Below are 21,870 nucleotides of genomic sequence, written 5' to 3' on the forward strand. Positions count from 1 at the left end.
TCGCTAGAATTGTGACCGCCCGCCCAGCTTCTTGGCAACAAGGCTTCTTGGCAACAAGGGTTACCGCATCAACCAACGAGAACAAGTGTCCCACTCACCGCCGCTGCTGGAACTGGAACAGGTGACCGTCACCCGCGGACCGGTGCGGATCCTCGATCGCGTCGACATCACGCTGCCGCAGGGCCAGCACACCGCGATCCTGGGCGCCAATGGTTCGGGCAAAACGTCCCTGTTAAAATTATTGATCCGCCAGTTTTATCCGTCGGTCGATGGCGAACATGCGGGCACGGTTCGCATCCTGGGCCGTTCGGACTGGCACATCGACAGCCTGCGGCGCCAGCTGGGCATCGTCAGCAACGAACTGGATCAGGCCTTTGCCAGCGGCCGCAGCGGGCGGATGACGGCCCTGCAGACCGTGCTGTCGGGCTTCAGCGGCGTTCGCCTCGCCCGCCACCTGAAATACGATGGGAAGCGCGACGTGCGGCGAGCCGGCGAGGCGCTCGAGCGAATGGACGCTGGCCACCTGGCCGAGCGGACGCTGGAAACGATGTCGACCGGCGAGCGGCGCCGCACCCTGATCGCCCGCGCCCTGGTTCACGGCCCCGCCGCCTTGGTCCTTGATGAACCCACCACAGGCCTGGACATCGCCGCCCGCGCGACCCTCCTGAAACAACTAGGCGAACTGGCCGCCGGCGGCACCACGCTGCTGTTGGTGACCCACCACGTCGAAGAGATCCTTCCGGCGATTCGCCGTGTGGTGTTACTGAAAGCGGGCCGCGTCCACGGCGTCGGCGAGACGGAGCAGATGCTGACCGACGACCGGCTGAGCGACGTATTCGAAACGCCCGTCGCCGTCGGCCGCCACGACCAACACTGGACCCTGAGGGTGGAACGAGAAGGGGCAACGGGCCGGCGATAGGCCAACCCCAGGGCTGACGCAGGGCTGCCCAGCTGAGGCGGTAGAAGGCAATGTCTTCTCCCCTCTCCCCCGAAGCCTGGCTCGCTTAGGCTCGCCAGGCTTCGGGGGAGAGGGGAGAAAACGATTCTACTCGTACATAAAATCCGTTAGAGCCGGAAATCTCAAATCTCGAATCTGAGCTTCCCCCTCGCCTACCTCAACGGTTGCGGCTGGACCTCTTGCTCGGGCAGAGCCTCTTCCAGATTGGGCTCTTCATAGGCCGCCGCCGGCGGCAGATCGATGATCCGGCCATCATCCATGACCAACTGGACCAGTTCGTTGCCCTCTTCGTCGGCACCGATGATCAGGGTGCCACTGCCCTTGCTGCCCTCGACGCGGATCTCCAGATTGCCGTCGTCATCGTCGGCGGTGTTTTCGAACAACAGCGCCGTCTTCTGCACTTCACCGAGCGCCTCTTTCGCTTCCGGTGTGTCCAAATACTGCCGTGTGAAACCGCCGCCGAAGGCTTCGCTGAATCCTTCTTCGAATTCGGTAGCCACCTGTCGCACGGCGAAATAACCGGCGGCCATAATGCCTCCGCAAACCAGCATCACCGCCAACAGCACCACGCCCAGAACGATCAAGACGATCTTTAACGTGTTGTCTTGCTGAGGCGTTTGCGAGGGGTCGGTCGCGGAGTAGGGTGAACTGGACATCGTCGAAGGCTCCGGAAGAGAAAATAGGCCGAGCCGCCGACGGGGACCCGCCGGCGGCTCGACCTCGAATTCACGATGACTCGCTTTGCGCGGCGACTACATTTTGCCGATACGGGCGACCAAGTCGGCCGTACGGCAGCTGTAGCCCCACTCGTTATCGTACCAGCTGACGACCTTCACCAGGCGTCCCGAATCGCCCAAAACCTGGGTGAAATCGGAGGCAAAGATGCTGCTGTGCGAGTCGTGCACGATGTCGCTGCTGACGATCGGATCGGTGGCATAGAACAGGATGCCCTTCATCGAACCTTCGGCTGCGGCCTTGATCGCTTCGTTGATCGCATCCTTGTCGGCGTCTTTGGCCAGGTTGCAGGTCAGGTCCACGACGCTGCCGGTGGGCACGGGCACTCGCATGGCGATGCCGGTCAATTTGCCTTGCAGCTCGGGAATCACCAGGCCCACGGCTTTGGCCGCACCGGTCGAGGTAGGAATGATGTTCAAGGCCGCGGCGCGGGCCCGGTACAGGTCCTTGTGCGGCTGGTCCTGAACGTTCTGGTCGTTGGTGTAAGCGTGCACGGTGGTCATCAACCCGGATTCGATGCCGAACGTATCGTTCAGCACTTTGGCGACCGGGGCCAGGCAGTTGGTGGTGCAGCTGGCGTTGCTGATGCACTTCAGGTCGGCCGTCAGTTTGTCGTCGTTGACGCCCAGCACGCAGGTCAGGTCCGCGCCGTCTTTGGCCGGAGCGCTCAACACGACTTTCTTGGCGCCCGCTTCGAGGTGGCTGTCATAGCCGGGAGCGTCGGCGGTGGCACGACCGGTGAAGAATCCGGTCGACTCGATCACCACGTCGACGTCGTGCTTGCCCCAGGGCAGGTTGCGGGGGTCACGCTCGGCCAGAGCGTGGATCTTCTTGCCGTTGACCGTCAGGGCTTCGTCGTCATATTCGACGGTGCCATCGAAGCGACCGTGGATGCTGTCGTACTTGAGCAACGTGGCCAGGGTGCGGTTGTCGGTCAAGTCGTTGACGGCGACGACTTCGAAATCGTCTCCACGCTCGATCAGGTTGCGGAACGTCAATCGACCAATGCGTCCAAAGCCATTAATGGCGACTCGAATCGTCACGGTATTTCTCCCGGATTGGTATCGTTAGAAGGCAGAGTGGTGTCGGTCCGGGTGCACTGTTGCCGACCGACCGGACGCGGATTATAGCGGTCAAATTTCTTACCGAACCAGCCCCCGACTTTAAGGCGATCAACGATCGTGGTACGCCCCCCTCTCTGGCAGCTTCCTCCGGGCGTCTCGCCGGGCACCTGGGATTACACCCACCAGCCGGCGATCGCCGACGGTTACGATGCCGTCCTGCGGGACACCCCCCTGGTCCAGCTGGACCTGCGGTTGACCCGTCGTCACCTTCCGCCACCAGGGCAAGAAGCAACCACCGTGATCGCCGACCTAGGGTGCGGAAACGGCCGTTCGGCGATCCCTCTGGCGGCCGACGGATACCGCGTCCTGGGCATCGATCTGAGCCAATCGATGCTGCGGCGGGCCCGCGCGGCGGCCGCCGAAGCCGGGGTCGAAATGGACGTTCTGCGCGCCAATCTGGTGCAGCTCGAAGCGGTGGCCGACGCCAGCGTGGACCACGCGATTTGTTTGTTCAGCACGCTGGGAATGATCCGCGGCCGAAAAAATCGCCGGCGGTTCCTCGCCCATTGCCATCGCATCCTCCGCCCCGGCGGCCGCCTGCTGGTGCACGCCCATCATCGACGAGCCTGGTTGCGGCACCCCGGCGGCCTGAAACGCCTGGCGACCAGCCTCTGGTACCGCCTGCGGCGAACCGATCACGAATTCGGCGACTGGGTGTACGCCTATCGGGGCCTGTCGGACATGTTCCTACACTCGTTCTCACGCGGCGAACTGAAGGCCGATGTGCGGCACGCCGGACTGAGAATCGACCATCTGCTGCGGCTGGACATCCGCGGCGAACGCGTGCTGTCGCGCTTCGCCCCAGAGATCGCCGGCGGCTTCTTCGTGGTTGCCAGCAAACGCTAAGGGCCGCCGGTGCGCGCGCCCGCTGCATGTTAAAATCGGCAAACCGCAATCGTGGTTCCATCCTCGCTCACTCCGTCCTTTCCACAGGGGCCCGCCTCCATGCTGCGACTGCTTCTTCACCTGGTTCCGCTGGTGCTGCTGGCCGGTCCGCTCTGCGCCGACGACTCGCGTCCCAACATCCTTTTTATCTACCTGGATGATTTTGGGTGGCGCGACGCCGGCTTTATGGGTTCCGACTTCTACGAAACACCTCACTTGGATCGCTTGGCCAACGCCGGCATGGTATTCACCGATGCCTACGCCGCGGCGGCCAACTGCGCCCCGTCGCGGGCCTGCCTGCTGTCGGGACAGTACACGCCGCGGCACGAGATCTACAACGTCGGCACCGGCCCCCGGGGCAAGGCCGCGCATCGCCGCTTGCAGCATGTTCCCGGCACCGACACGCTGGACCCGTCGATTCGCACCTGGGCGGAGCAATTGCAGGATGCCGGTTACCGCACCGCATCAATCGGCAAGTGGCACCTGAGCGACGACCCGGTGCCCTACGGATTCGACGAGAACATCGGCGGCACGCACTCGGGCAGCCCACCGCGAGGGTACTACCCACCGCACGGCCGCGCTCCCGGCCTCGAGGATGCGCCGCGCGACGAGTACCTGACCGACCGCTTGACCGACGAAGCGATCACCTTCATTCAGAAGAACCAGAAAAAACCCTGGGCGCTGTATCTGACGCACTTTGCCGTTCACACGCCGCTGGACGCCAAACGGGAACTGGTCGACAAGTACCAGAACAAACCGCCGGGCCGACTGCACGACCACGTCGCGATGGGCACCATGATCCAGGCCGTCGACGACGGGGTAGGGCGGATCGTTGAAACCCTGCGCGCCCTGGACTTGAGCGAACAGACCTGCATCGTCTTCAGTTCCGACAATGGCGGCTACGGTCCGGCCACCGACATGCATCCCTTGAAGGGGTACAAGGGTACGTACTACGAAGGCGGCATCCGCGTGCCGCTGTTCTTTACCTGGCCGGGCCGCATTCCGGCAGGCGTCCGCAGCACGATACCGGTCAGCAACGTCGATCTGTATCCGACCCTGTGCGCCCTCGGCCGGGCGTCCTTGCCAGACGGTCAACCGCTCGACGGAGTGAATCTGCTGCCGCTGCTGTGCGGAGAAACGGATCGGCTGCCCGAGCGTGCTCTGTACTGGCACTTTCCGGCCTACCTGCAGTCCTACCGCGTCACCGACGAACAGCGCGATCCGCTGTTTCGCGCGCGGCCCTGCAGCATCCTTCGCCAGGGCGACTGGAAACTGCACGAGTATTTTGAAAGCGGCGACCTGGAGCTGTACAACCTGCGCGAGGACATCGGCGAGAGGCGTAACCTGGCGGAATCCAATGCGGCGAAGGCGGCCCAGTTGCACGCCAAGCTCAAAGCCTGGCGAGCGGACATCGGGGCGCCGGTGCCCAGCGAGCCGAACCCGCGCTTCGATGCCGAGGCCGAAGCCAGAGCGATCGCCAAAGCCGAAAAGTAGCGGTACAGGCTTTCAAAGTAGCACGGCTGTCTCAGCCGTCAGGTCAATCGGCTGGGACAGCCGAGCGACTCTGTTTCACAGGCTGGAAGCCTATGCCACTGCCAGCTCGTACTCAGTCGCACAGCGACAGTACTCGTAATCGTGTTCGAGGGTTCACAGGCTGGAAGCCTATGCCACTAGACTCGTTCGACGTCGGCCCAGGGAGACTGGAACGGATGCTGGCACTTGGGACAGCGGATCAGACGTCCCAGCAATCGGCCGCTGGTCTTCAGCCGCTTGCCACACTTCGGACAACTGACCCGCAAGGTCAGCGATTCGGATTGCAACTGCTCCAGCCGCTCGTCGCTCAGTCCCGGCACGGTGATATCGGCCGGAGTTAATTCGCAGAGCAGCTGCGGGGTCAGCGGAACGATGCTGGCGATGCGGTCGGCCAACCGCCGGACACAGTTTTCGAACGCGTTGCGAGCCAGCCGGCCGTTGCCAAAGTGCCGGTCGCGCTCGCGATGCAGTTCGTCCAGGCCGACCAGCAGACGAAACCGACTGGACGCCGGCAAGCGATACTTGTTGGCTTCGCACAGGCATTCAAAGATGCGGCCCAGATCCGCCGGTCCGTAGTCATCGAATTTCAGCCGATGATTGATCCGCGAGGACAACCCGGGATTGGAACGGATCATCGCGTCCATCTCGTCGGGATACCCCGCCAGGATGACGACCAACGAATCGCGATCGTCTTCCATACGTTTCAGCAGCGTCTGGAGGGCTTCGCGTCCAAACGGATCGTCGCCCGAGGCGTCGACCAGGCTGTAGGCTTCGTCGATGAACAGCACGCCGTTGCGGGCCGCGTCGCACAGTTTGTTGGTCTTGACGCTGGTCTGCCCGGCGTACTCGGCCACCAAACCGCTGCGATCGGTTTCCACCAAGTGGCCGCTTTCCAGCACGCCCATCGCGCCGAGCACCTGGCCGACGATTCTGGCGACGGTCGTCTTGCCGGTGCCGGGATTGCCGACGAACGCCATGTGCAGGCTGATCGGCATCGTCGGAAACCCGGCCTGCTCGCGCTCGCGCTGCAGACGCAGATAATTCGACAGCGAACGCACCCGGTCTTTGACTTCCTCCAACCCGATCAATTGCTCCAGTTCTTCGAGGGCGTTGTGCAGCTGCTGTTCGGCCGACAGCGGTTCCGCTTCGACCACTTCGGCCAGCGGTGACGATTCGGCTTGGCCCACGCTCGCGGGCGAACCAGCAACGCCCGAACGGCCCGCGACGCCAGCCCCACCCGCTGTCGCGGAATTGCCCGCTGTCGCGGATGTGCCCGCTGCCGAGGAATTGCCCGGCATTCCCGCCCCGGCCCCGGCGGTCACGGCGTCCGGCGACGGGTCCGCCGCGACGTTGCCCCGCAGCGCGAGGTCGATGTCCTGCTGCAGAGTGTGCAGCGTCAGGGTTTCTTCCGGCGTGGTCAGCCCGTCGCACTTGGCCACCAGATTCGCCAGCCGCATCACCACGGTCTCGACATGGGAAATCGAATCGCGCAGCGGTTCGAAGCGGACGAAAGGGCCGACCAGTGTTTCCCACTGCAGATGGTCGGCCTGCTCGAGCAGATTCTCGGCCGCCTCGCGCAGAGCCGCTCCTTTCAAGCGTTGGTCCCAGAGATGTTCGATCAGCAAACTGCCGACAAACTTCTCCATCCGGCTCCACTGCCCATCGCTGCGGACCACCGTGGTGTAGACCTTGACGATCAGGCCGCGATGCAGGTCGTCCATCAGTTCCACAAAACGTTGCGGCGGCCCCTCGAGCAGGTGCGGATGGCGGCGACTGAGCTGCCGAGCGCTGTTTGCGTACAGTTTGCGGCAATCACGAAGGACGCGTCGCAGCTGTGCGGTCAGGTCGTTATCGTCCAGCATCAACAAGACAAACGCGGCGGTGGGATGAGCGGAAAGAGGGCGGGCCTGGGCGAGCCTGTCAGCGCGGTCGCGACCGGCCCGATGAGCTATCAGTGTCGCCGATTTGACGGTCGATTGCAAAGCGTGAACCGCCCGCCCTCGTCACTCAGCGTTGTGGGACAACGCGACCAAACTCTCCAGCGCCGCTTCGATCGACACGCTTTGTCGCTGGCGGTCCAGAAAGAAATTAACTTCGCTGTATCCGCACTCGGCCAACAATTCCAACGCGGCTTCATACCCGTCGGCCACCCGTTCGGGCTGGTGCGCGTCGGCGCCCAGCGTCACCGGGATATCGCGCTTGCGCATTTCGACCAACATCGCCGGAAACGGATTCATTTCCGAAATGGTTTTGTTCAGGCCCGAGGTGTTCAGTTCCATCGCGATGCCGGTCGCCGCGATCCGGTCCAGCGAGGCGGCGATCACGTCGCGCACCGCCTCCGGGTCCCACACCTCGGCCGTAAAGTTTTTGATCAGGTCGGGGTGGGCCAGCGAATCGAACAACCCGCTCTCGGCGGCTTTGGCCAACAACTGGAAATACGTTCGCTGGACGCCGCGCAGGTCGTCCTGCCAGTAACGCTCGCGAAACTCTGGAATCTGCGGGTGCACCGAACCCAGCACGTAATGAAACTCGGCCGACTCCAGCTGCTTTTGCAGATAATCTTCGTAGCCTTCGAAATAATCGGCCTCCAGGCCCAGCCGCACGTCGACTCGTCCGGCCCACTGCTCGCGAGCCTGCCGGACCATCTCGACGTACTGCTCGAACTCGTCTTCCCGCATCCGTACGGCATGGGAAAAACCGCCCGGCATCGGGTTGTGGCAGGTGACCAGCAGCCCTTTCAGGTTCCGCTGCTGGGCAACCGCCGCGTACTGGCCGGGGTCACCGACGGCGTGTTTACAGAGGGGCGTGTGGGAATGGGATTCATACAACAACGGGGCAGTCAACAAAACAACCTTTCGACATAAACGTGGCGATGACAAAAACGCTTAGAGATAGTACAGCAGCAGGCAAAACGCCAACAGGATCGTGGCCCAAAAGGTCATGATGCCGGTCGACCAGGCGCGTCCGAACAGACCGTGTTCGCTGAACAACGTTCGCACGCCTCGCAAAAACGCCTGCAGGCTGCCCAGGGCCGCTCGTCGCAATCCGCGATCCAGCCCACCGAAGACCACCGAACCGCCGTGAATCAACATCGGGAAGGCTCGGCGATACACCCAATCGGTGTCCAGGTTGGTGGCTCGCTGCTCTGCCGGGTACAGTCCCGTTTTCATCAGAAACACAAACGCCAACGCCGCAAACAACAACAACTGCAACTGCGTCACCACATGGGCCGCGGTATAGGGATGGTAGTCGGCCGGATAGGGCAACCACCGATACAGCAGCGGATACGCCACGCCCAGCAGCACGCACAGTCCCGCGGCCAGGGCCATCGCCACCAGCATGTGCGGCGGCGCTTCCTTGGGCCGTTTGCCGCTGTCATGGGCAAAGAAGGCGAAGAAGGGGATCTTGATGCCGGAGTGTTCCATCACGCCCGCCGAGGCGATCAGTAACACGATCCAGACCCAGAACAAATGCTGCTCGCCGGCGGCGGAGAGGATCATCGATTTGCTGACAAACCCGCTCAGCAGCGGAAAGCCGGAAATCGCTCCGGCGCCGACCATGCAAAACCCGGTCGTCCACGGCATCGATTTGTGCAACCCGCCCAGCTCCGTCGCCTTGACCGTGCCCACCCGGTACAGCACGGCCCCCATCGACATGAACAACAACGCTTTGTAGATGATGTGACAAAAGGCGTGAGCCGCCGTGCCGTTGATGGCCAGCTCCGTACCGATCCCGATGCCCACGACCATAAAGCCCAGTTGGTTGTTCAGACTGTAGGCCAACACGCGGCGAAGGTCGTTCTCGATCACCGCGTAGACGATCGGAAACAACGTCATCGCACATCCGACCCAGATCAACAGTTCGGTGCCGGGAAAGCCGCGAGCCAAGGCGTACACGGCCAGCTTTGTCGTAAACCCGCTCAGGTACACCGTCCCGCTGGGCGTGGCTTCGGGATACGCGTCCTGCAACCAATTGTGCAGCAACGGAAACGCACACTTGATCCCAAACGCCAACAGGATCAACATCGCGGCCGCGTCCATCGCACCGCCCTCGGGCGTGAACCGAACGAACTCCACCGATCCGGTCGCGACATAGCGCACGATGATGCCCGACAACAGCAACACGCCCGAACCGACCTGGATGATCAAGTACCGCATGCCCGAGCGGTAGGCCCGCTCGTTGTCGCTGGCCCAGATCAGAAACACGCTCGACAGCGCGGTCAGTTCCCAGTAGACGAACAAGGTGACGAGATCGCCGGCACAGCAGGCTCCGATCGCCGCCCCGGCGTACACCAGCGCCGCCACATGCTGGCGCGCATCGCGGACGTGCAGCGCATAGATCGCGCTGAGGATGGCGGCCAGATGAAAAATCACGCCGAAGATCCGGCTGAGCGAATCGACGCGAGCGACGACCAGCTCGATGCCCAACCATTCGATCTGACCGTAGCTGTCGGCCGCGGTCAATCCGAACGCCAACAGACTCAGCGACGACAGCACCAGCACCGACCAGGCCTGCACGCGGCGACCGAGAAACGGCAACAACCACGCGCCCAGGATCATGATCAACCCGGGCGGGATGAACAGATCACCGGTCATAGTAATCCTCCTCGCGGCGAACCACCGTTCGCAGCGCCGTCCCCAGCGCCACCACGGCCACGAACGCGACGAACCCAAACCAAGCCTGGAATCCGAACGAGGTTTCCAGATCGAAATGAGGGTGATGGTTTTCGTAGAACAAATCGGCCAGCACCACGATCGCACAAGCGACACACAGGGCCAAAATCATCCGCCGAATGTTCTCGGGGCGTTCGAACCAACTGGGCGCGGCGTCCGCCTCGTGGGATGTTTGATCGGTCTTCATGAGCCCGCCGTGATGGGGAGCAAAACTTTGTAAATCCATTCCGACGCAAAGAACAGCACGACCGTGCCCACCGCCGTGATGCACAGCGGCACCACGCACATCCAAGGCGCTTCGCGCAGCCCCGCCGGTGGTTTCGTATCGGCCGGCGACAGGAAGGCCCGCATTGGAATGGGCAGCAGGTAGGCAATGTTCAGCAGCGAGCTGATCATCAGCACGGCGGTCAACCAGTACAGGTGATTCTCCACCGTCCCCACGGCCAGGAACCACTTGCTCCAGGCGCCCCCGCCGGGCGGCAGCCCGATGATGCTGATCGCCGCGATCGCAAACGCGATAAAGGTGAAGGGCATCGCGCGGCCCAACCCCCGCATCTCGCTGATGTTCTTTTTATGCGTCGCGACATAGATCGCTCCGGCACAGAAAAACAGGGTGATCTTGCCCACCGCATGCATCGCGATGTGCATCCCGCCGCCGATCACGCTGTCGGGCGTGGCCAGTGCCGCCCCCAAGGTGATGTACCCAAGCTGGCTGACCGTGCTGTAGGCCAAGCGAGCCTTCAGGTTGTCCTTGGTCATCGCGACCAGCGACCCCAGCAGGATCGTTGCGCCGGCCACGTAACACAGCCACCGGCTGACTTCGGTTTCGGCCAACAAGTCGATGCCGAACACGAACACCGCGACCTTCATCACCGAAAACACGCCTACCTTGACCACCGCCACGGCGTGCAACAGCGCACTGACCGGCGTCGGCGCGACCATCGCCGCCGGCAACCAACGATGAAACGGCATCAACGCCGCTTTGCCGATCCCAAACGCAAACAACCCCAGCAAGACGCCCAACTGAGTCTCGCTGATCTGGCCTCGCTCGAAAGCGGTCCGCAGGATGCCGCCGGTCTGGAAATCCAGCGTGCCGGCGATCGACCACGTCCAAGCCACGGCCATCATGAACAGGGCGACCGATGTCGACAGCAGAATCCCCAGATAGACGCGTCCGCCGTCGCGGGCCTCCCGATTGCCGTGATGCGTGACCAACGGATAGGTCGAGATCGTCATCACCTCATAGGCCACGAACAAGGTGAACAGATTGGCCGAAAACGCCGCCGACATCGCCGCGAAAATCGCCACCGCAAAACAACTGTAGAACCGCGTCTGATGGCCTTCGTTGTGCGAGCGCATGTAGCCGATCGCGTACAGGGTGGTCAGGATCCACAACCCCGAGGCCACCAGTGCGAACAGCATTCCCAGTGGTTCGACGCGAAAGGCGATCGAGAATCCCGGCACCATTTCGCCCACGGTCCACTGCGGACGTCCGCCGGCAAAGACATCCGTGGCCAGCAGACAGGTGCCGGCAAACAACACGCTCGATACGAGGATCGTGCAGCCTTCGCGCAGGTTGGGGCTGCGTCCAAATAAATTAATCAGGGCCAGCGCCACCAGCGGCAGCCCAATCGTGATCCAAATCAGGTTATCGGGATCGATCATGAACCGGCTCCCAACAGCGCCGCGGCCGCGCGTCCGGCCAGGCCAGCCGAGTACGTCGTCCAGACGCCGAACAACAACGTCGCCGCGATCACCACATAGGTCGGCACCAACATGCTCAGCGGTGCCTCCTTGGCTCGGGCCGCTCGTCCGCTGGGCTCATGAAAATACAACGTCTCGACGACTCGCCAGATATACACAACCGCCAACAGCGAACTGACCAACATCAACACGGCCACGGCCCAGTGTTCGGTTTGCACGGCCGTGGTCAGCAACAACCACTTGCTGACAAAACCGACCGTTACCGGCACGCCGATCAATCCCAGCCCGCCCAGCGCCCAGGCCATCGACGTCCAGGGCATCGTTCGTCCCGCACCCCGCCAATCTTCCAGTTGCACCGAACGGAGCTGCAGGGCATAGCAACCCACGACCATGAACAATCCGCCTTTGATCAACGCGTGGTTGAACATATGGACGATCCCCGCGGTCAGGCCTTCCTGGGTCCCCATGCTAATGCCCAGCAACATGTAACCGATCTGCGCGATGCTGGAATAGGCCAGCAACCGCTTGACGTCGCTCTGATAGATCGCCGACGTGGATGCGACGAAGATGCCCACCAAGGCCAGCGTCGTCAGCTCCGAGTCCAGGGGCAACAGATCGAAAGCGAACTCGGGCGTAAAAATGTCATACACCAGCCGGATAAAGATGTAGACCGAAACCTTGGTCGACGTGGCGGCGATGAACGCGGTAACCGCCGAGGGAGCGTAGGTGTAGGCGTTGGGCAACCAGCTGTGCACCGGAAACACCGCCATCTTGATGCACAACCCGATCGTCATGAAGGCAAACGCCACCAGGATCGTGCGGGGTCCGCCTTCTCGAGGCAAACGATGGGCGATGTCGTCCAAGTTCAGCGTCCCGGTCATCTGATAGACCAAGCCGATCCCGATCAGAAAGAACGTGGCCCCGACGGTTCCCAGAATCAGATACCGCAGCGCCGCCAGCGGAGCCCGCCGCGTCCGCGCCAGACTGATCATCGCATAGGAGGACAGCGAGGAGATTTCCAGAAACACAAACACGTTGAACAGGTCGCCCGTGATGCACATCCCCAGCAACCCGGTCAGACACAGCAGGTAACTGGCATAGAACAGCGTGTGCTTGGATCCCGGGATCTCCAGCTCCACAGTCCGCGGCGCATAGGCCAGCACGATGGCGGCGATTGCCGAGACGAACAGCATCACAAAGCCGCTCAGGTAATCGACCACGTACTCGATGCCGTAGGGCGGCTGCCACCCGCCGATGTCGTAGTGGATCGGGCCGCTTTGCAGCACACGAGCCATCAACGCCAGCGAGATGCCAAACACGCAGGCCGAAACGGTCAAAGCCAGCAGGTAGGCCAGGCGCCGGCCACCCAGTAACACGCACAGCGGTGCGGTCATCAGCGGCAGGACGATCAATAGAACGGGTAATTGGCTTGCGATCACGACCTTCGATCCACGGCCAGAATTTCGTCTTCTTCGATCGTGCCGTAGTCTTCTCGGATGCGAACGATCAACGCCAGGGCAACGGCCGTCGTCGCGATCCCCACCACGATGGCCGTCAACATCAACACGCTGGGCAGGGGATTGGAATAGATCGGACCGTCGGCAATCGTCACCGCCGCCGACACCGGCTCGGCGATCTCCTCGACGTGCTCGGCCAGCTCGGCGGCGCCGTTTGCGATGGGCTCACCGGCGGCCGCGCCAGGCTCGTCTACGCTGTGCCCGTTCAGAGCGTGTTCGCCGTGGGCGTCCAGCGTGTGTTCGTCGTGGGGGCTGTGCGCGGCGGCCAGAGCCGGCGGAATGATCGGAGCCGTTCCGCCACTGATCTTGCCCATCGTGATGTACAGCAAGAACACCGAGGTCTGAAAGATGTTCAGCCCGATGATCGACCGGATCAGATTGCCGCGGGAGATCACAATGTAAAACCCGGTCATCATCAAAAAGATGACGATCCAGTAGTTATACAGTCCCAGAAACTGTTCCAGGCTCATTGGCGTTTCCTAAGTGATGTGTTGCCGGCCTGCGAACGTATAAAAAATCATCGTCATCACCGCCGTCACGGTGACGCCCACGCCCAGTTCCACCAGAAAGATCCCCAGGTGTTGGCCGCTGGGCAATACCTGGGGCCAAACGTCGTGGGTCAGATGGTTGTAATCCAGAAAATTACCGCCCATCAGCATCGTTGCCACGCCGGTCCCGGCGTAGATCAGGACGCCCAGAGCCATCAACCGCTGCATCAATTTCGGCGGCGCCACGCGTTTGGCGGCTTCCAGTCCGAACACCAACCCGTACAGCGTCAGCGCCGCGGCCAGGATCACTCCGGCCTGGAACCCGCCACCGGGGCCGTAATCGCCATGAAACTGGACGTACAGCGCGAACAGCAGGATGTAGGGGATCAACAGCTTGGTGACGACGCGGATGATCGGAAACGTATTCATGCTCATGCCGCTTCCTCCTCGGATCCGTCCGCTTTGTCATCGGGATCCTCCTCTTTGCGCAGGATCAAGATCACCGCGGTTCCGGCCGTAAAGATCACGGCCGTCTCGCCCATCGTGTCGTACCCGCGGTAGCTGGCCAGCACGGCGGTGACCACGTTGGGCAAACCGTGCATGTCGTCCTGGGAACGCTCGACGAAGGACGGACTGGGGTACTGATGCACCGGGGCGTCGGGATCGCCGAAGTGCGGCATGTCCAGCGTGCCGTAGACCAGGACCGCGCCGGTGATCGTGACCACCAGAAAGGGCACCGGCGAGAAGCGAGGAAAACGTTTTTCGTTCTTGCCCGTCAGCGCCAACGTGCACAGAAACAGCACCGTAGCGATCCCCGCTCCGACGGCCGCCTCGGTAAAGGCCACGTCCGGAGCGTCCAGGCTGAGCATCCAACTGGCGCTCAAAAAGCTGTAGATGCCCGTGAACATGATCGCCGCCCAAAGGTCGCGGATGCGCGCGACCGTGACCGCCGTGGCGGCCAGCAACGTCAAGATCGCGACGTCGATCATGGTGAATTCGTTGATCATCGCGATGCTCCGGAATCGGGTTCTTCACGCCGCCGGCCCGGCAACTCGGGCAGCTTATCGGGTCGCCGATCCAGCTCCGGCCGCAGCCCGTGAGCCAACGCCGAGCGGGCCAAGGCGTGGCAACTGCTGGGACTGGTGATCATCAGAAAAAACAGAATCGCGGCCAGCTTGACCGCCACCAGCGTCCAGCCCGCTTGAAAGATCAATCCCGTCACGATCAATCCCGCTCCCAGCGTGTCGGTGATCCCGCCGCCGTGCATCCGCGAGAAAAACTCCGGCAGACGAACGATCCCGATCCCTCCGACGATCGAGAAAAACGATCCGGCCAACAGCAAGGCCCAGCTGAGGATGTCGACGAACAAGCTCATCGGATGCGGTCCCCGCCAAAACTGCCGTACTCGGTAAACCGCAACAGCGCCACCATGCCGATGAAGTTCATCAGGCTGTACAGCAGGGCCAGGTCCAAAAAATCGTTGCGGTTCAGCAGAAAATCGACCACGCAGATCAACAGCACCGTTTTGGTGCCAAACATATTCAGAGCCAGCACGCGGTCAAACACCGTCGGCCCCAGCATCGCTCGCACCAGAGCCAGGGTCATCGTTACCAGGATGGCCATCGCGGTAACGGCACACATCCATTCGGTTTGTCGGCTTCCGCCCAGCGCAGCGACCGCCTCGGCGGCCGCAACCAACATCGGGGCCGCCTCGACCATCAGGAATCCCCTTCCAATCGAGAAACCCTGCGGTCCATTTCATCGTTGGCGTCCGGGGCCGTACCGGCCGCCGTCAACGCGTGCACGGTGATCTGGTCGTCGTGCATATTCACCGAGACGGTGCCGGGGGTCAGCGTGATCGAATTGGCCATGATCACGCGTCCGATCGTCGTCTTCTGGCTCGGCGTCACCTCGACCATCGACCGCTCCAAGGGCATTCGACGCGCCAGGATGACCCGCGTGACCGCCAGGTTCGAGACCACGATCTCCTTGATCAACCAGGGGGCATAGGAGGTGAACGGTCGCAACCCCAGCTGCGCCGGAGCCCCTTCCTCGTCCACGATGCCCATCCGCAGCGTCACCGCCAAACAAAACGCGCACGACAACAAACCCAATCCCAGCAGAAACGGGTTTTCAAAATGCCCCGACCACATCAACCACGTGGCGACCAGGGTGACGACAAGAGTGAGCGAGTATTTCACGTGCCAGCAGGCTCTCGAATCGGCTTGGGCAACCGCGCCGGACCACGGCGCTGCGAGAAATATAACGCCCCAGCCAACAAGCTAGAAGTGCCAACCGCGTCCAGAAACGATAACTAGTGACCGTTTTCCGAAAAGCCCCGCTTTGCTAGCACGAACACCCCCGAAAACCCGAGCGAGGGCGGGGACAGTGCACGACCGGGGACAGTGCAGGACCGAAGACAGTGCACGACCGGAACGGGCCGGGCGGGGACAGGGGCCGGGCGGGGACAGTGCACGCCGCCGCAATCCCATGAAGCAGGGACAGCATACGCACCGGGGACAGTGCACGCCGCCGCACCCCCATGGAGCGGGGGCAGTCCTCTGCCAGCGGGTAAGCCACCGGCAGAGGCCGCAAGAAGCGAATTGCTAGCTCCGGAGGAGCGACAGCAGTACCGCGCAAGCACTGTCCCCGCCCGGCTCTGTTGCTAGCTCGGGAGGAGCGACAGGCGGACCGCGCAAGCACTGTCCCCGACCGGCTGGTGCCGAAGCTGTCGCCGCTCCGAGGCTAGCAAATCAGTGGAGGGACCTGACCGGTGGTTTCACCACCGGCAAGGGGCTGCCGCCGCTTCCAGCGGCTAGAGACCTCTGGCCCCGACAAGAACTGGCTCCGACAAGAAGTCCGCGGAAGAGACCGCCAGAACCAGGCACGCTCAACCGTCTGGCAAGGGTTGCTAGCTACCGAAAGACCGCGGGGACAGTGCACGCAGACCTGCCCCAACACCTATGAGGCCGTTGCGGCCGGGTCTGACCCCAGCCGCAATTAACTTGGCCCGATCAAACCGCTGGTTAACGGTTCTTCTTGCCGGCGGCTTTGAAGTCGGGGTTGCCGACGCCGATCAGGCCCAGGCCGATGCGTGGACCCGCGTTGCCGCTGGGTTGGCTGGTCAAATCGTCACGGTCGGCGTGGACGACGAAACAGCGTCCGAGGAAGAAGTGCAGCTTGGTGTCCTTGATGGTGAGATCCACATTGGCCACTCCGTTGGCACCGGCGGTGATATTGCCCAAGTCGCCGGCGTGCCCATGCCCCGGCTTGCCGTGGTCGGTGCCGCTGGGATTGAAATGCCCACCGGCGCTCTTGCCTTCGGCCATGTCGCGCAGGTCACCAAACTCGTGAACGTGGAAACCGTGCTCGCCTTCGCTCAAATTGCGAACCTTACCGGTGATGTGCAGGTCTCCGCCTTTCTGCATCAATCGCAGCGTACCGCGGGTCTTGTTGCCCTTGGTCGGCACGATCACGGCAATCCCCAATTTGGGTAGCTCGACCTCGGCGTGCGCGTGGGAGTGATCGCCGTGGGCGTCTTTGTGATCATCGGCCGCGACCGGCGAGCACACAAAACAGGCGGCGGCCAACATCATCGTGACAGACGTAAACATTCGTGTCATAGCAGTTTTTTCTCCTGAGGTGATTTTCCAAAACACACAAACCAATCGTCGCCACGATAGTGTACCGCGATTGCGACGAGCGGTGGTGTGAAGCTGGTGAAAGAATAACGAAAAAGAGACCGCAATCCCTCGAATTCCCTCGAATTCCCTCGAAAACCCTGCGTCCGCCTCGCCGGCCGCTACAATCAGATCCGCCGTCCCCCGCCGGATTAGAATAGCCTGCCACCGACCCACCAACGGCATCCCGCCACCGGACCGGTTGCCGCCATGGCGAACGGCCTCCACTTTCCCATCAACCGCCGCGTACCACCATGCTTGTCCCGATGCGTTTCTCCACCCCCGGCGTGTCTTCCGCCCGCTTGTTGCTCTCTTCGATCCGCTGCTTGCTCGCCGCAGCCTGCCTGGCGCTCTGCCTGACTTCATCGCCGGCACCGGCCCAGCAGCCCGCCGCCGCGGCGACCGACCGCGAGCCCACTCCGAAAGTCCTGCTGATCGGCATCGACGGATTCCGCGTCGATGCCTTCCAAGCCGCGCACACGCCCCACCTGGATGCCCTGGCGGAAGACGGCATCATCGATCTGCAAACCAGCGTGATCTCCGAAGATGTCCGTCAGAGCGACACGATCAGCGGACCTGGATGGACGACGTTTCTCTCGGGCGTCTGGGCCGATCGCCACGGCGTGGTCGACAATACCTTCAAGGGACGTGACCGCGAACGCGGCCCTCACGTGTTCACCCTGGTCAAACAACAGCGTCCGGAGCTGCAGACGGCTTCCTTTTTGGACTGGACGCCGCTGGGCGACCATGTGGTCCGCGACGCGGATCTGAATGTGATCGCCACGCCCAACAAAGCGGTCAACGAGTACGTGGGCATGGACCGCTCGCTGGCCACCATGGCGGCGGCGACCCTTCGCGAACGTCCCGTCGACTTTGTCTTCGTTTACTATGGCGCCTGTGATGAAACGGGACATCGCCACGGCTTTCACCCCTCGGTCAAACCGTACACACGGCAGATCGAAATCACCGACGAATTGATCGGCCAATTGCTCGACGCCATCGAACAGCGTTCCAGCCGCGATTCGGAGGACTGGCTGGTCGTCGTCAGCAGCGATCACGGCGGCGAAGGACTGGGCCACGGCGGCGGCCGCGACAACCCGCAGATCAACCGCGTGCCGATGATCGTCAGCGGTCCGGCCGCAGCTCGCGGCACCGATGTGGCTCGCCCCACCGCGACGACGGACATCGTCGCGGTGGCCCTGACCCACCTGGGCATCGACATCAATCCCGACTGGCACCTGGCCGGCAGCGCGGCCGGATGGCTGCGGACAACCAAGGAAACCTCTGGACGATGAGCACCTCTGCGCCCCCGCCTTCCGATGCATCCGCTGCGCCTCCGGCGGTCGACCCGCCTCGCAAGAGCCGTACGGGATGCATCCTTCTAGTCGTCTGCCTGGGTTTGCTGGTCCTACTGTGCGCTGGGCCGCTCACCTGGTGGTTCGGCCGGCAAGCGGTCGCCACGCGAAAGTTGGACACGAAAATCGCGGAACTGCGGCAACAACAGTTGCCGGTCGACGATGAATCGCTCGAAGTCTACCGCGAGCAGATGATGGACAAGGACAAGTCCGATGCGTGGGTGCAGATCTTGGAGGTCGTCGAATCGACCGAGTTCAACAATCCGCTGAAGCACTTGCCGGTCCTGGGCGTTCCCCAAAACGAGCAACCGTTTGTGCCGGGCGAGCCGTGGCGGCACGCGGCGGACGTGGAAGCTTTTCTGGCCCAGCATGAGTCACTGCTGCAAGACATCCACGACGTTACCGAACAGACCGGTGCGATCTGGACGTACACCGAGTTCGATTCGTTTGCGACGCTGTTGCCCTACATCCAAGCCACCCGCGGCGTCTCCCGCATCCTGACCCTGGAACACATCGACGCGGTGCGCCGCGGTGACGATGAACAAGCCTACCGCAGCCTGCTGGCTCTGATCGGTGTGTCCCGCACGATGGAAAAGGAGCCGCTGGTTATCTCGCAACTGGTGCACCTGGCCACGCTGGGTGTTGCCCTGCGTCAGCTGAAGATGTCGCTGGAACTGGACCGGTTAAACGACGACCAGTTGCGCACGCTGCTCGACCAATTGCAACAGCTGCCTCCAATAGGCGACCGTTACCGCTGGGCGATTCAGGGCGAACGAGCCATGGCGCTACCGGCTTTTGATAATCCCGGACAGCTTGACGAGGACATGTCCCCGATAGGCCCATTGGGCCCCCGTCCCATCGATGCACTGGCCTCTCTGGAGCTGTACGCACAGATGGAGACGATCGACACCGAATCCCTGGACACTTTCATTGCCGAATCCCGGCGGATCGAAGCTGAGTTTCAACAGCAGCAAGATGAAGCCGGACTGCTCCGCCGTTACGATACGATCCTGACCAGCCTAGTGGTTCCCGCCATGGGAGCTGTTGGCCAAGCTTTCGTGCGTGCCGAAATGGAAACGCGGATCGCCAAGACGGCCATCGGCATCCGGCTGTACCAGCACCAATTCGACCGCTTGCCCGCCTCGCTGGACGAACTGGCCGAGCTGGACACGGACCTCGCGCCGCTGCAGCCACTGGGGACGAAACCCTTCGGCTACCGCCCCGGCGAAGACCATGCCCTGCTGTGGGGTTTCGATCTGCACTCCGCTTCGTCGCCCTACGCTGTCCCGAACGAACCGCCTGACCTAGCGTCGATGGACGAAAGTACCCGCGAGCAACAACAGTACTGGCTCTGGCGGCTCGACCATTGACCTCCAGCTTTCGACCGTTTCCAACACAATCGCCTAGACTCTGCCTGAAAACCTGGTTGAATGGAATGAACATCTGAAGAGCCGCTGCAGAGACATTGCTGGAATGGTTCAGCTCGCTGGTAGGGCCCGACGCTGGCGCGTTCGGCTCAGGTTTTCAGAAAGAGCCTTCCAACTTCGCACCCTTTCCCCCCTGAGCTTGCCATGTTGCGTTTCCGTTACCTCCTGCTTCTTCTCGGCTTGATCGGGTCCCTTCAATCGCCCCTGCTGGCCGCACCGGCCGACGACGCGACCGACAACGACCAGCCCAACATCATGGTCTTTTTGGTCGACGACATGGGCGTGATGGATACGTCGGTCGCCTTTCTGACCGACGCTGCGGGCGAAGCCAAACGCTATCCGCTGAACGATTACTACCGCACGCCCAACATGCAGCGATTGGCCGACCGCGGCATCCGCTTCAACAACTTTTGTGCGATGAGCGTCTGTTCGCCGACGCGGATTTCGATCATGACCGGGCAGAATGCCGCGCGGCACCGCGCGACCAACTGGATCAATCCCTACCGGGACAATCGCGGTCCGCTGGGCCCACCGGATTGGGATTGGCAAGGACTCGATTCCGGCGATGTCACCCTGCCGCGGGTGCTCGGCGCGGCCGGCTACCGCACGATCCACGTCGGCAAAGCGCACTTTGGTCCCGAAGAAAGCGAAGGGGCGGATCCGGAAAACCTGGGCTTCGACATCAACGTCGCCGGAGCGTCGTTCGGGGCGCCAGCCAGCTACTACGGCACGAAGAACTACGGCAACGGCCGGAAGAAAGCACGGCATGCGGTGCCGGACCTGGAAAAGTATCACGGCAGCGAAACCTTCCTGACCGAAGCCCTGACGATCGAAGCCAAACGCCACGTCAAACAAGCGGTCGAGGACGACCAGCCGTTCTTCCTGCACATGTCCCACTACGCCGTGCACGCCCCCTTTCATTCTGATCCACGCTTTGCCGCGAATTACCGCGACAGCGACAAATCCGCCAAGGCGCAGGCCTTCGCGACGCTGATCGAAGGCATGGATAAATCGCTGGGCGACCTGCTGGATCATTTGGATGAACTGGACGTCGCCGAGAACACCCTGGTCATCTTCCTGGGCGACAACGGCTCCGACGCACCGCTGGGCCATCAACACGCCGTGGCTTCATCCGCACCGCTGCGCGGCAAGAAGGGTTCGCACTACGAAGGCGGCATGCGCGTGCCGTTCATCGCCGCTTGGGCTCGGCCCGAAGCGTCCAGCCCGGTCCAACAGCGACTGCCGATCGCCCAAGGCACGATCCAGTCCCAGATCGCCAGCGTCGAAGACCTGTACCCGACGCTGGTCGCACTGGCCGGTGCCGAACAAGAAGATGGCGCTGAGGACGACCGGCCCATCGTCGACGGCCAACGGCTGGACACGTTGCTGAGCGGTGAAGCGGACGACTCGCGGCACCAGAGCTTCCTGATGCACTACCCGCACGCTCCTCACCGCAGCGATTACTTCACATCCTACCGCGAAGGCGACTGGAAAGTGGTCTACCACTACTTTCCCTCCCAGACGCCCGAAGTCTCCGCGGGCAGCCATTACCAACTGTTCCACCTGAGCGAAGATCCGTTCGAACAGAATAATTTGGCCGAATCGCGTCCCGAGGTGCTGCGGCGAATGATGCAGGCCTTGAGCAAGTCGCTCAAAGCCCACGACGCCGTCTACCCGATCGCCAGCCAAGACGATCCCACGCCGGTCTTCCCCGAAGTGCCGTAGCCGAACTCGCCAGAGTTTGGAACGGGTCTTGGTTAATCCTCGGCTGGGACAGCCGAGCTACTATTT

Annotated in this window: 21 protein-coding genes; 6 read left to right on the forward strand and 15 right to left on the reverse strand. The window is 62.4% G+C overall.

Annotated elements, in window-relative coordinates; all coding sequences use genetic code 11:
* Nucleotides 1–85 precede the first annotated feature (85 nt).
* Nucleotides 86–919: an ABC transporter ATP-binding protein gene (locus tag GE027_RS13215; protein ID WP_202617406.1), complete on the forward strand. Its 834-nt coding sequence runs from the start codon at nt 86–88 to the stop codon at nt 917–919.
* Between the two features lie 191 nt (nt 920–1,110).
* Here GE027_RS13215 and GE027_RS13220 read toward each other — a convergent pair whose 3' ends face one another.
* Together GE027_RS13220 and gap are read right to left on the reverse strand one after the other, a co-directional pair.
* Nucleotides 1,111–1,614, reverse strand: coding sequence for a Coa1/Tim21 domain-containing protein (locus GE027_RS13220; protein WP_153557675.1), 504 nt, complete (start codon nt 1,612–1,614; stop codon nt 1,111–1,113).
* 96 nt (nt 1,615–1,710) lie between these two features.
* A complete protein-coding gene (gap, locus tag GE027_RS13225) occupies nt 1,711–2,736 on the reverse strand; it encodes a type I glyceraldehyde-3-phosphate dehydrogenase (RefSeq protein WP_153557676.1) in 1,026 nt (341 codons plus the stop codon).
* 138 nt (nt 2,737–2,874) lie between these two features.
* On the opposite strand from gap, the gene GE027_RS13230 reads away from it, so the two are divergent.
* Nucleotides 2,875–3,663, forward strand: a complete 789-nt coding sequence (locus GE027_RS13230; RefSeq protein WP_162006718.1) for a class I SAM-dependent methyltransferase — start codon at nt 2,875–2,877, stop codon at nt 3,661–3,663.
* 99 nt (nt 3,664–3,762) lie between these two features.
* Nucleotides 3,763–5,196, forward strand: coding sequence for a sulfatase (locus GE027_RS13235; RefSeq protein WP_153557678.1), 1,434 nt, complete (start codon nt 3,763–3,765; stop codon nt 5,194–5,196).
* Between the two features lie 176 nt (nt 5,197–5,372).
* Here GE027_RS13235 and GE027_RS13240 read toward each other — a convergent pair whose 3' ends face one another.
* The 13 genes from GE027_RS13240 to GE027_RS13300 form a co-directional block, all read right to left on the reverse strand.
* Entirely contained in the window at nt 5,373–7,097 is a 1,725-nt protein-coding gene (locus GE027_RS13240) for an AAA family ATPase (RefSeq protein ID WP_153557679.1), read from the reverse strand.
* Nucleotides 7,098–7,238: 141 nt separating this feature from the next.
* Nucleotides 7,239–8,078, reverse strand: a complete 840-nt coding sequence (locus GE027_RS13245; protein ID WP_237607516.1) for a histidinol-phosphatase HisJ family protein — start codon at nt 8,076–8,078, stop codon at nt 7,239–7,241.
* 42 nt (nt 8,079–8,120) lie between these two features.
* Entirely contained in the window at nt 8,121–9,830 is a 1,710-nt protein-coding gene (locus tag GE027_RS13250) for a Na(+)/H(+) antiporter subunit D (protein WP_153557681.1), read from the reverse strand.
* Nucleotides 9,820–10,095 carry a hypothetical protein gene (locus GE027_RS13255; protein WP_237607517.1) on the reverse strand — a complete coding sequence of 92 codons (276 nt, stop codon included), beginning with the start codon at nt 10,093–10,095 and terminating at the stop codon, nt 9,820–9,822. Before GE027_RS13255 ends, GE027_RS13250 begins: the two co-directional genes overlap by 11 nt.
* Complete coding sequence (locus GE027_RS13260) at nt 10,092–11,573, reverse strand: monovalent cation/H+ antiporter subunit D family protein (RefSeq protein ID WP_153557682.1); 1,482 nt, start codon at nt 11,571–11,573, stop codon at nt 10,092–10,094. Before GE027_RS13260 ends, GE027_RS13255 begins: the two co-directional genes overlap by 4 nt.
* Nucleotides 11,570–13,051 carry a monovalent cation/H+ antiporter subunit D family protein gene (locus GE027_RS13265; protein WP_237607519.1) on the reverse strand — a complete coding sequence of 494 codons (1,482 nt, stop codon included), beginning with the start codon at nt 13,049–13,051 and terminating at the stop codon, nt 11,570–11,572. The genes GE027_RS13260 and GE027_RS13265 overlap by 4 nt, the downstream gene beginning before the upstream one ends.
* Nucleotides 13,048–13,599 (reverse strand): sodium:proton antiporter, encoded by a 552-nt coding sequence (locus GE027_RS13270; RefSeq protein WP_153557683.1) that lies wholly within the window; start codon nt 13,597–13,599, stop codon nt 13,048–13,050. Before GE027_RS13270 ends, GE027_RS13265 begins: the two co-directional genes overlap by 4 nt.
* Before the next feature lie 9 nt (nt 13,600–13,608).
* Complete coding sequence (locus tag GE027_RS13275; RefSeq protein ID WP_237607520.1) at nt 13,609–14,052, reverse strand: Na(+)/H(+) antiporter subunit B; 444 nt, start codon at nt 14,050–14,052, stop codon at nt 13,609–13,611.
* Nucleotides 14,049–14,624, reverse strand: coding sequence for a DUF4040 domain-containing protein (locus GE027_RS13280; RefSeq protein ID WP_153557684.1), 576 nt, complete (start codon nt 14,622–14,624; stop codon nt 14,049–14,051). The genes GE027_RS13275 and GE027_RS13280 overlap by 4 nt, the downstream gene beginning before the upstream one ends.
* Entirely contained in the window at nt 14,621–14,992 is a 372-nt protein-coding gene (mnhG, locus tag GE027_RS13285) for a monovalent cation/H(+) antiporter subunit G (protein ID WP_153557685.1), read from the reverse strand. The genes GE027_RS13280 and mnhG overlap by 4 nt, the downstream gene beginning before the upstream one ends.
* Complete coding sequence (locus GE027_RS13290; RefSeq protein WP_315852915.1) at nt 14,989–15,258, reverse strand: monovalent cation/H+ antiporter complex subunit F; 270 nt, start codon at nt 15,256–15,258, stop codon at nt 14,989–14,991. Before GE027_RS13290 ends, mnhG begins: the two co-directional genes overlap by 4 nt.
* A gap of 77 nt (nt 15,259–15,335) precedes the next feature.
* Nucleotides 15,336–15,818 carry a Na+/H+ antiporter subunit E gene (locus GE027_RS13295; protein WP_153557687.1) on the reverse strand — a complete coding sequence of 161 codons (483 nt, stop codon included), beginning with the start codon at nt 15,816–15,818 and terminating at the stop codon, nt 15,336–15,338.
* Between the two features lie 825 nt (nt 15,819–16,643).
* The gene (locus GE027_RS13300; RefSeq protein WP_237607521.1) at nt 16,644–17,240 is read right to left on the reverse strand and encodes a superoxide dismutase family protein; all 597 of its coding nucleotides are present in this window, start codon (nt 17,238–17,240) and stop codon (nt 16,644–16,646) included.
* Between the two features lie 311 nt (nt 17,241–17,551).
* Between GE027_RS13300 and GE027_RS13305 the strand changes: the two genes are divergently transcribed.
* The 3 genes from GE027_RS13305 (at nt 17,552) to GE027_RS13315 (ending at nt 21,804) form a co-directional block, all read left to right on the forward strand.
* Complete coding sequence (locus GE027_RS13305) at nt 17,552–18,592, forward strand: alkaline phosphatase family protein (protein ID WP_237607522.1); 1,041 nt, start codon at nt 17,552–17,554, stop codon at nt 18,590–18,592.
* Nucleotides 18,589–20,022, forward strand: coding sequence for a hypothetical protein (locus tag GE027_RS13310; RefSeq protein WP_153557689.1), 1,434 nt, complete (start codon nt 18,589–18,591; stop codon nt 20,020–20,022). Before GE027_RS13305 ends, GE027_RS13310 begins: the two co-directional genes overlap by 4 nt.
* A gap of 201 nt (nt 20,023–20,223) precedes the next feature.
* Nucleotides 20,224–21,804: a sulfatase-like hydrolase/transferase gene (locus GE027_RS13315; protein ID WP_153557690.1), complete on the forward strand. Its 1,581-nt coding sequence runs from the start codon at nt 20,224–20,226 to the stop codon at nt 21,802–21,804.
* The last annotated feature ends 66 nt before the right edge of the window (nt 21,805–21,870 follow it).

It is taken from the genome of Roseimaritima sediminicola, assembly GCF_009618275.1.
GTDB lineage: Bacteria > Planctomycetota > Planctomycetia > Pirellulales > Pirellulaceae > Roseimaritima > Roseimaritima sediminicola.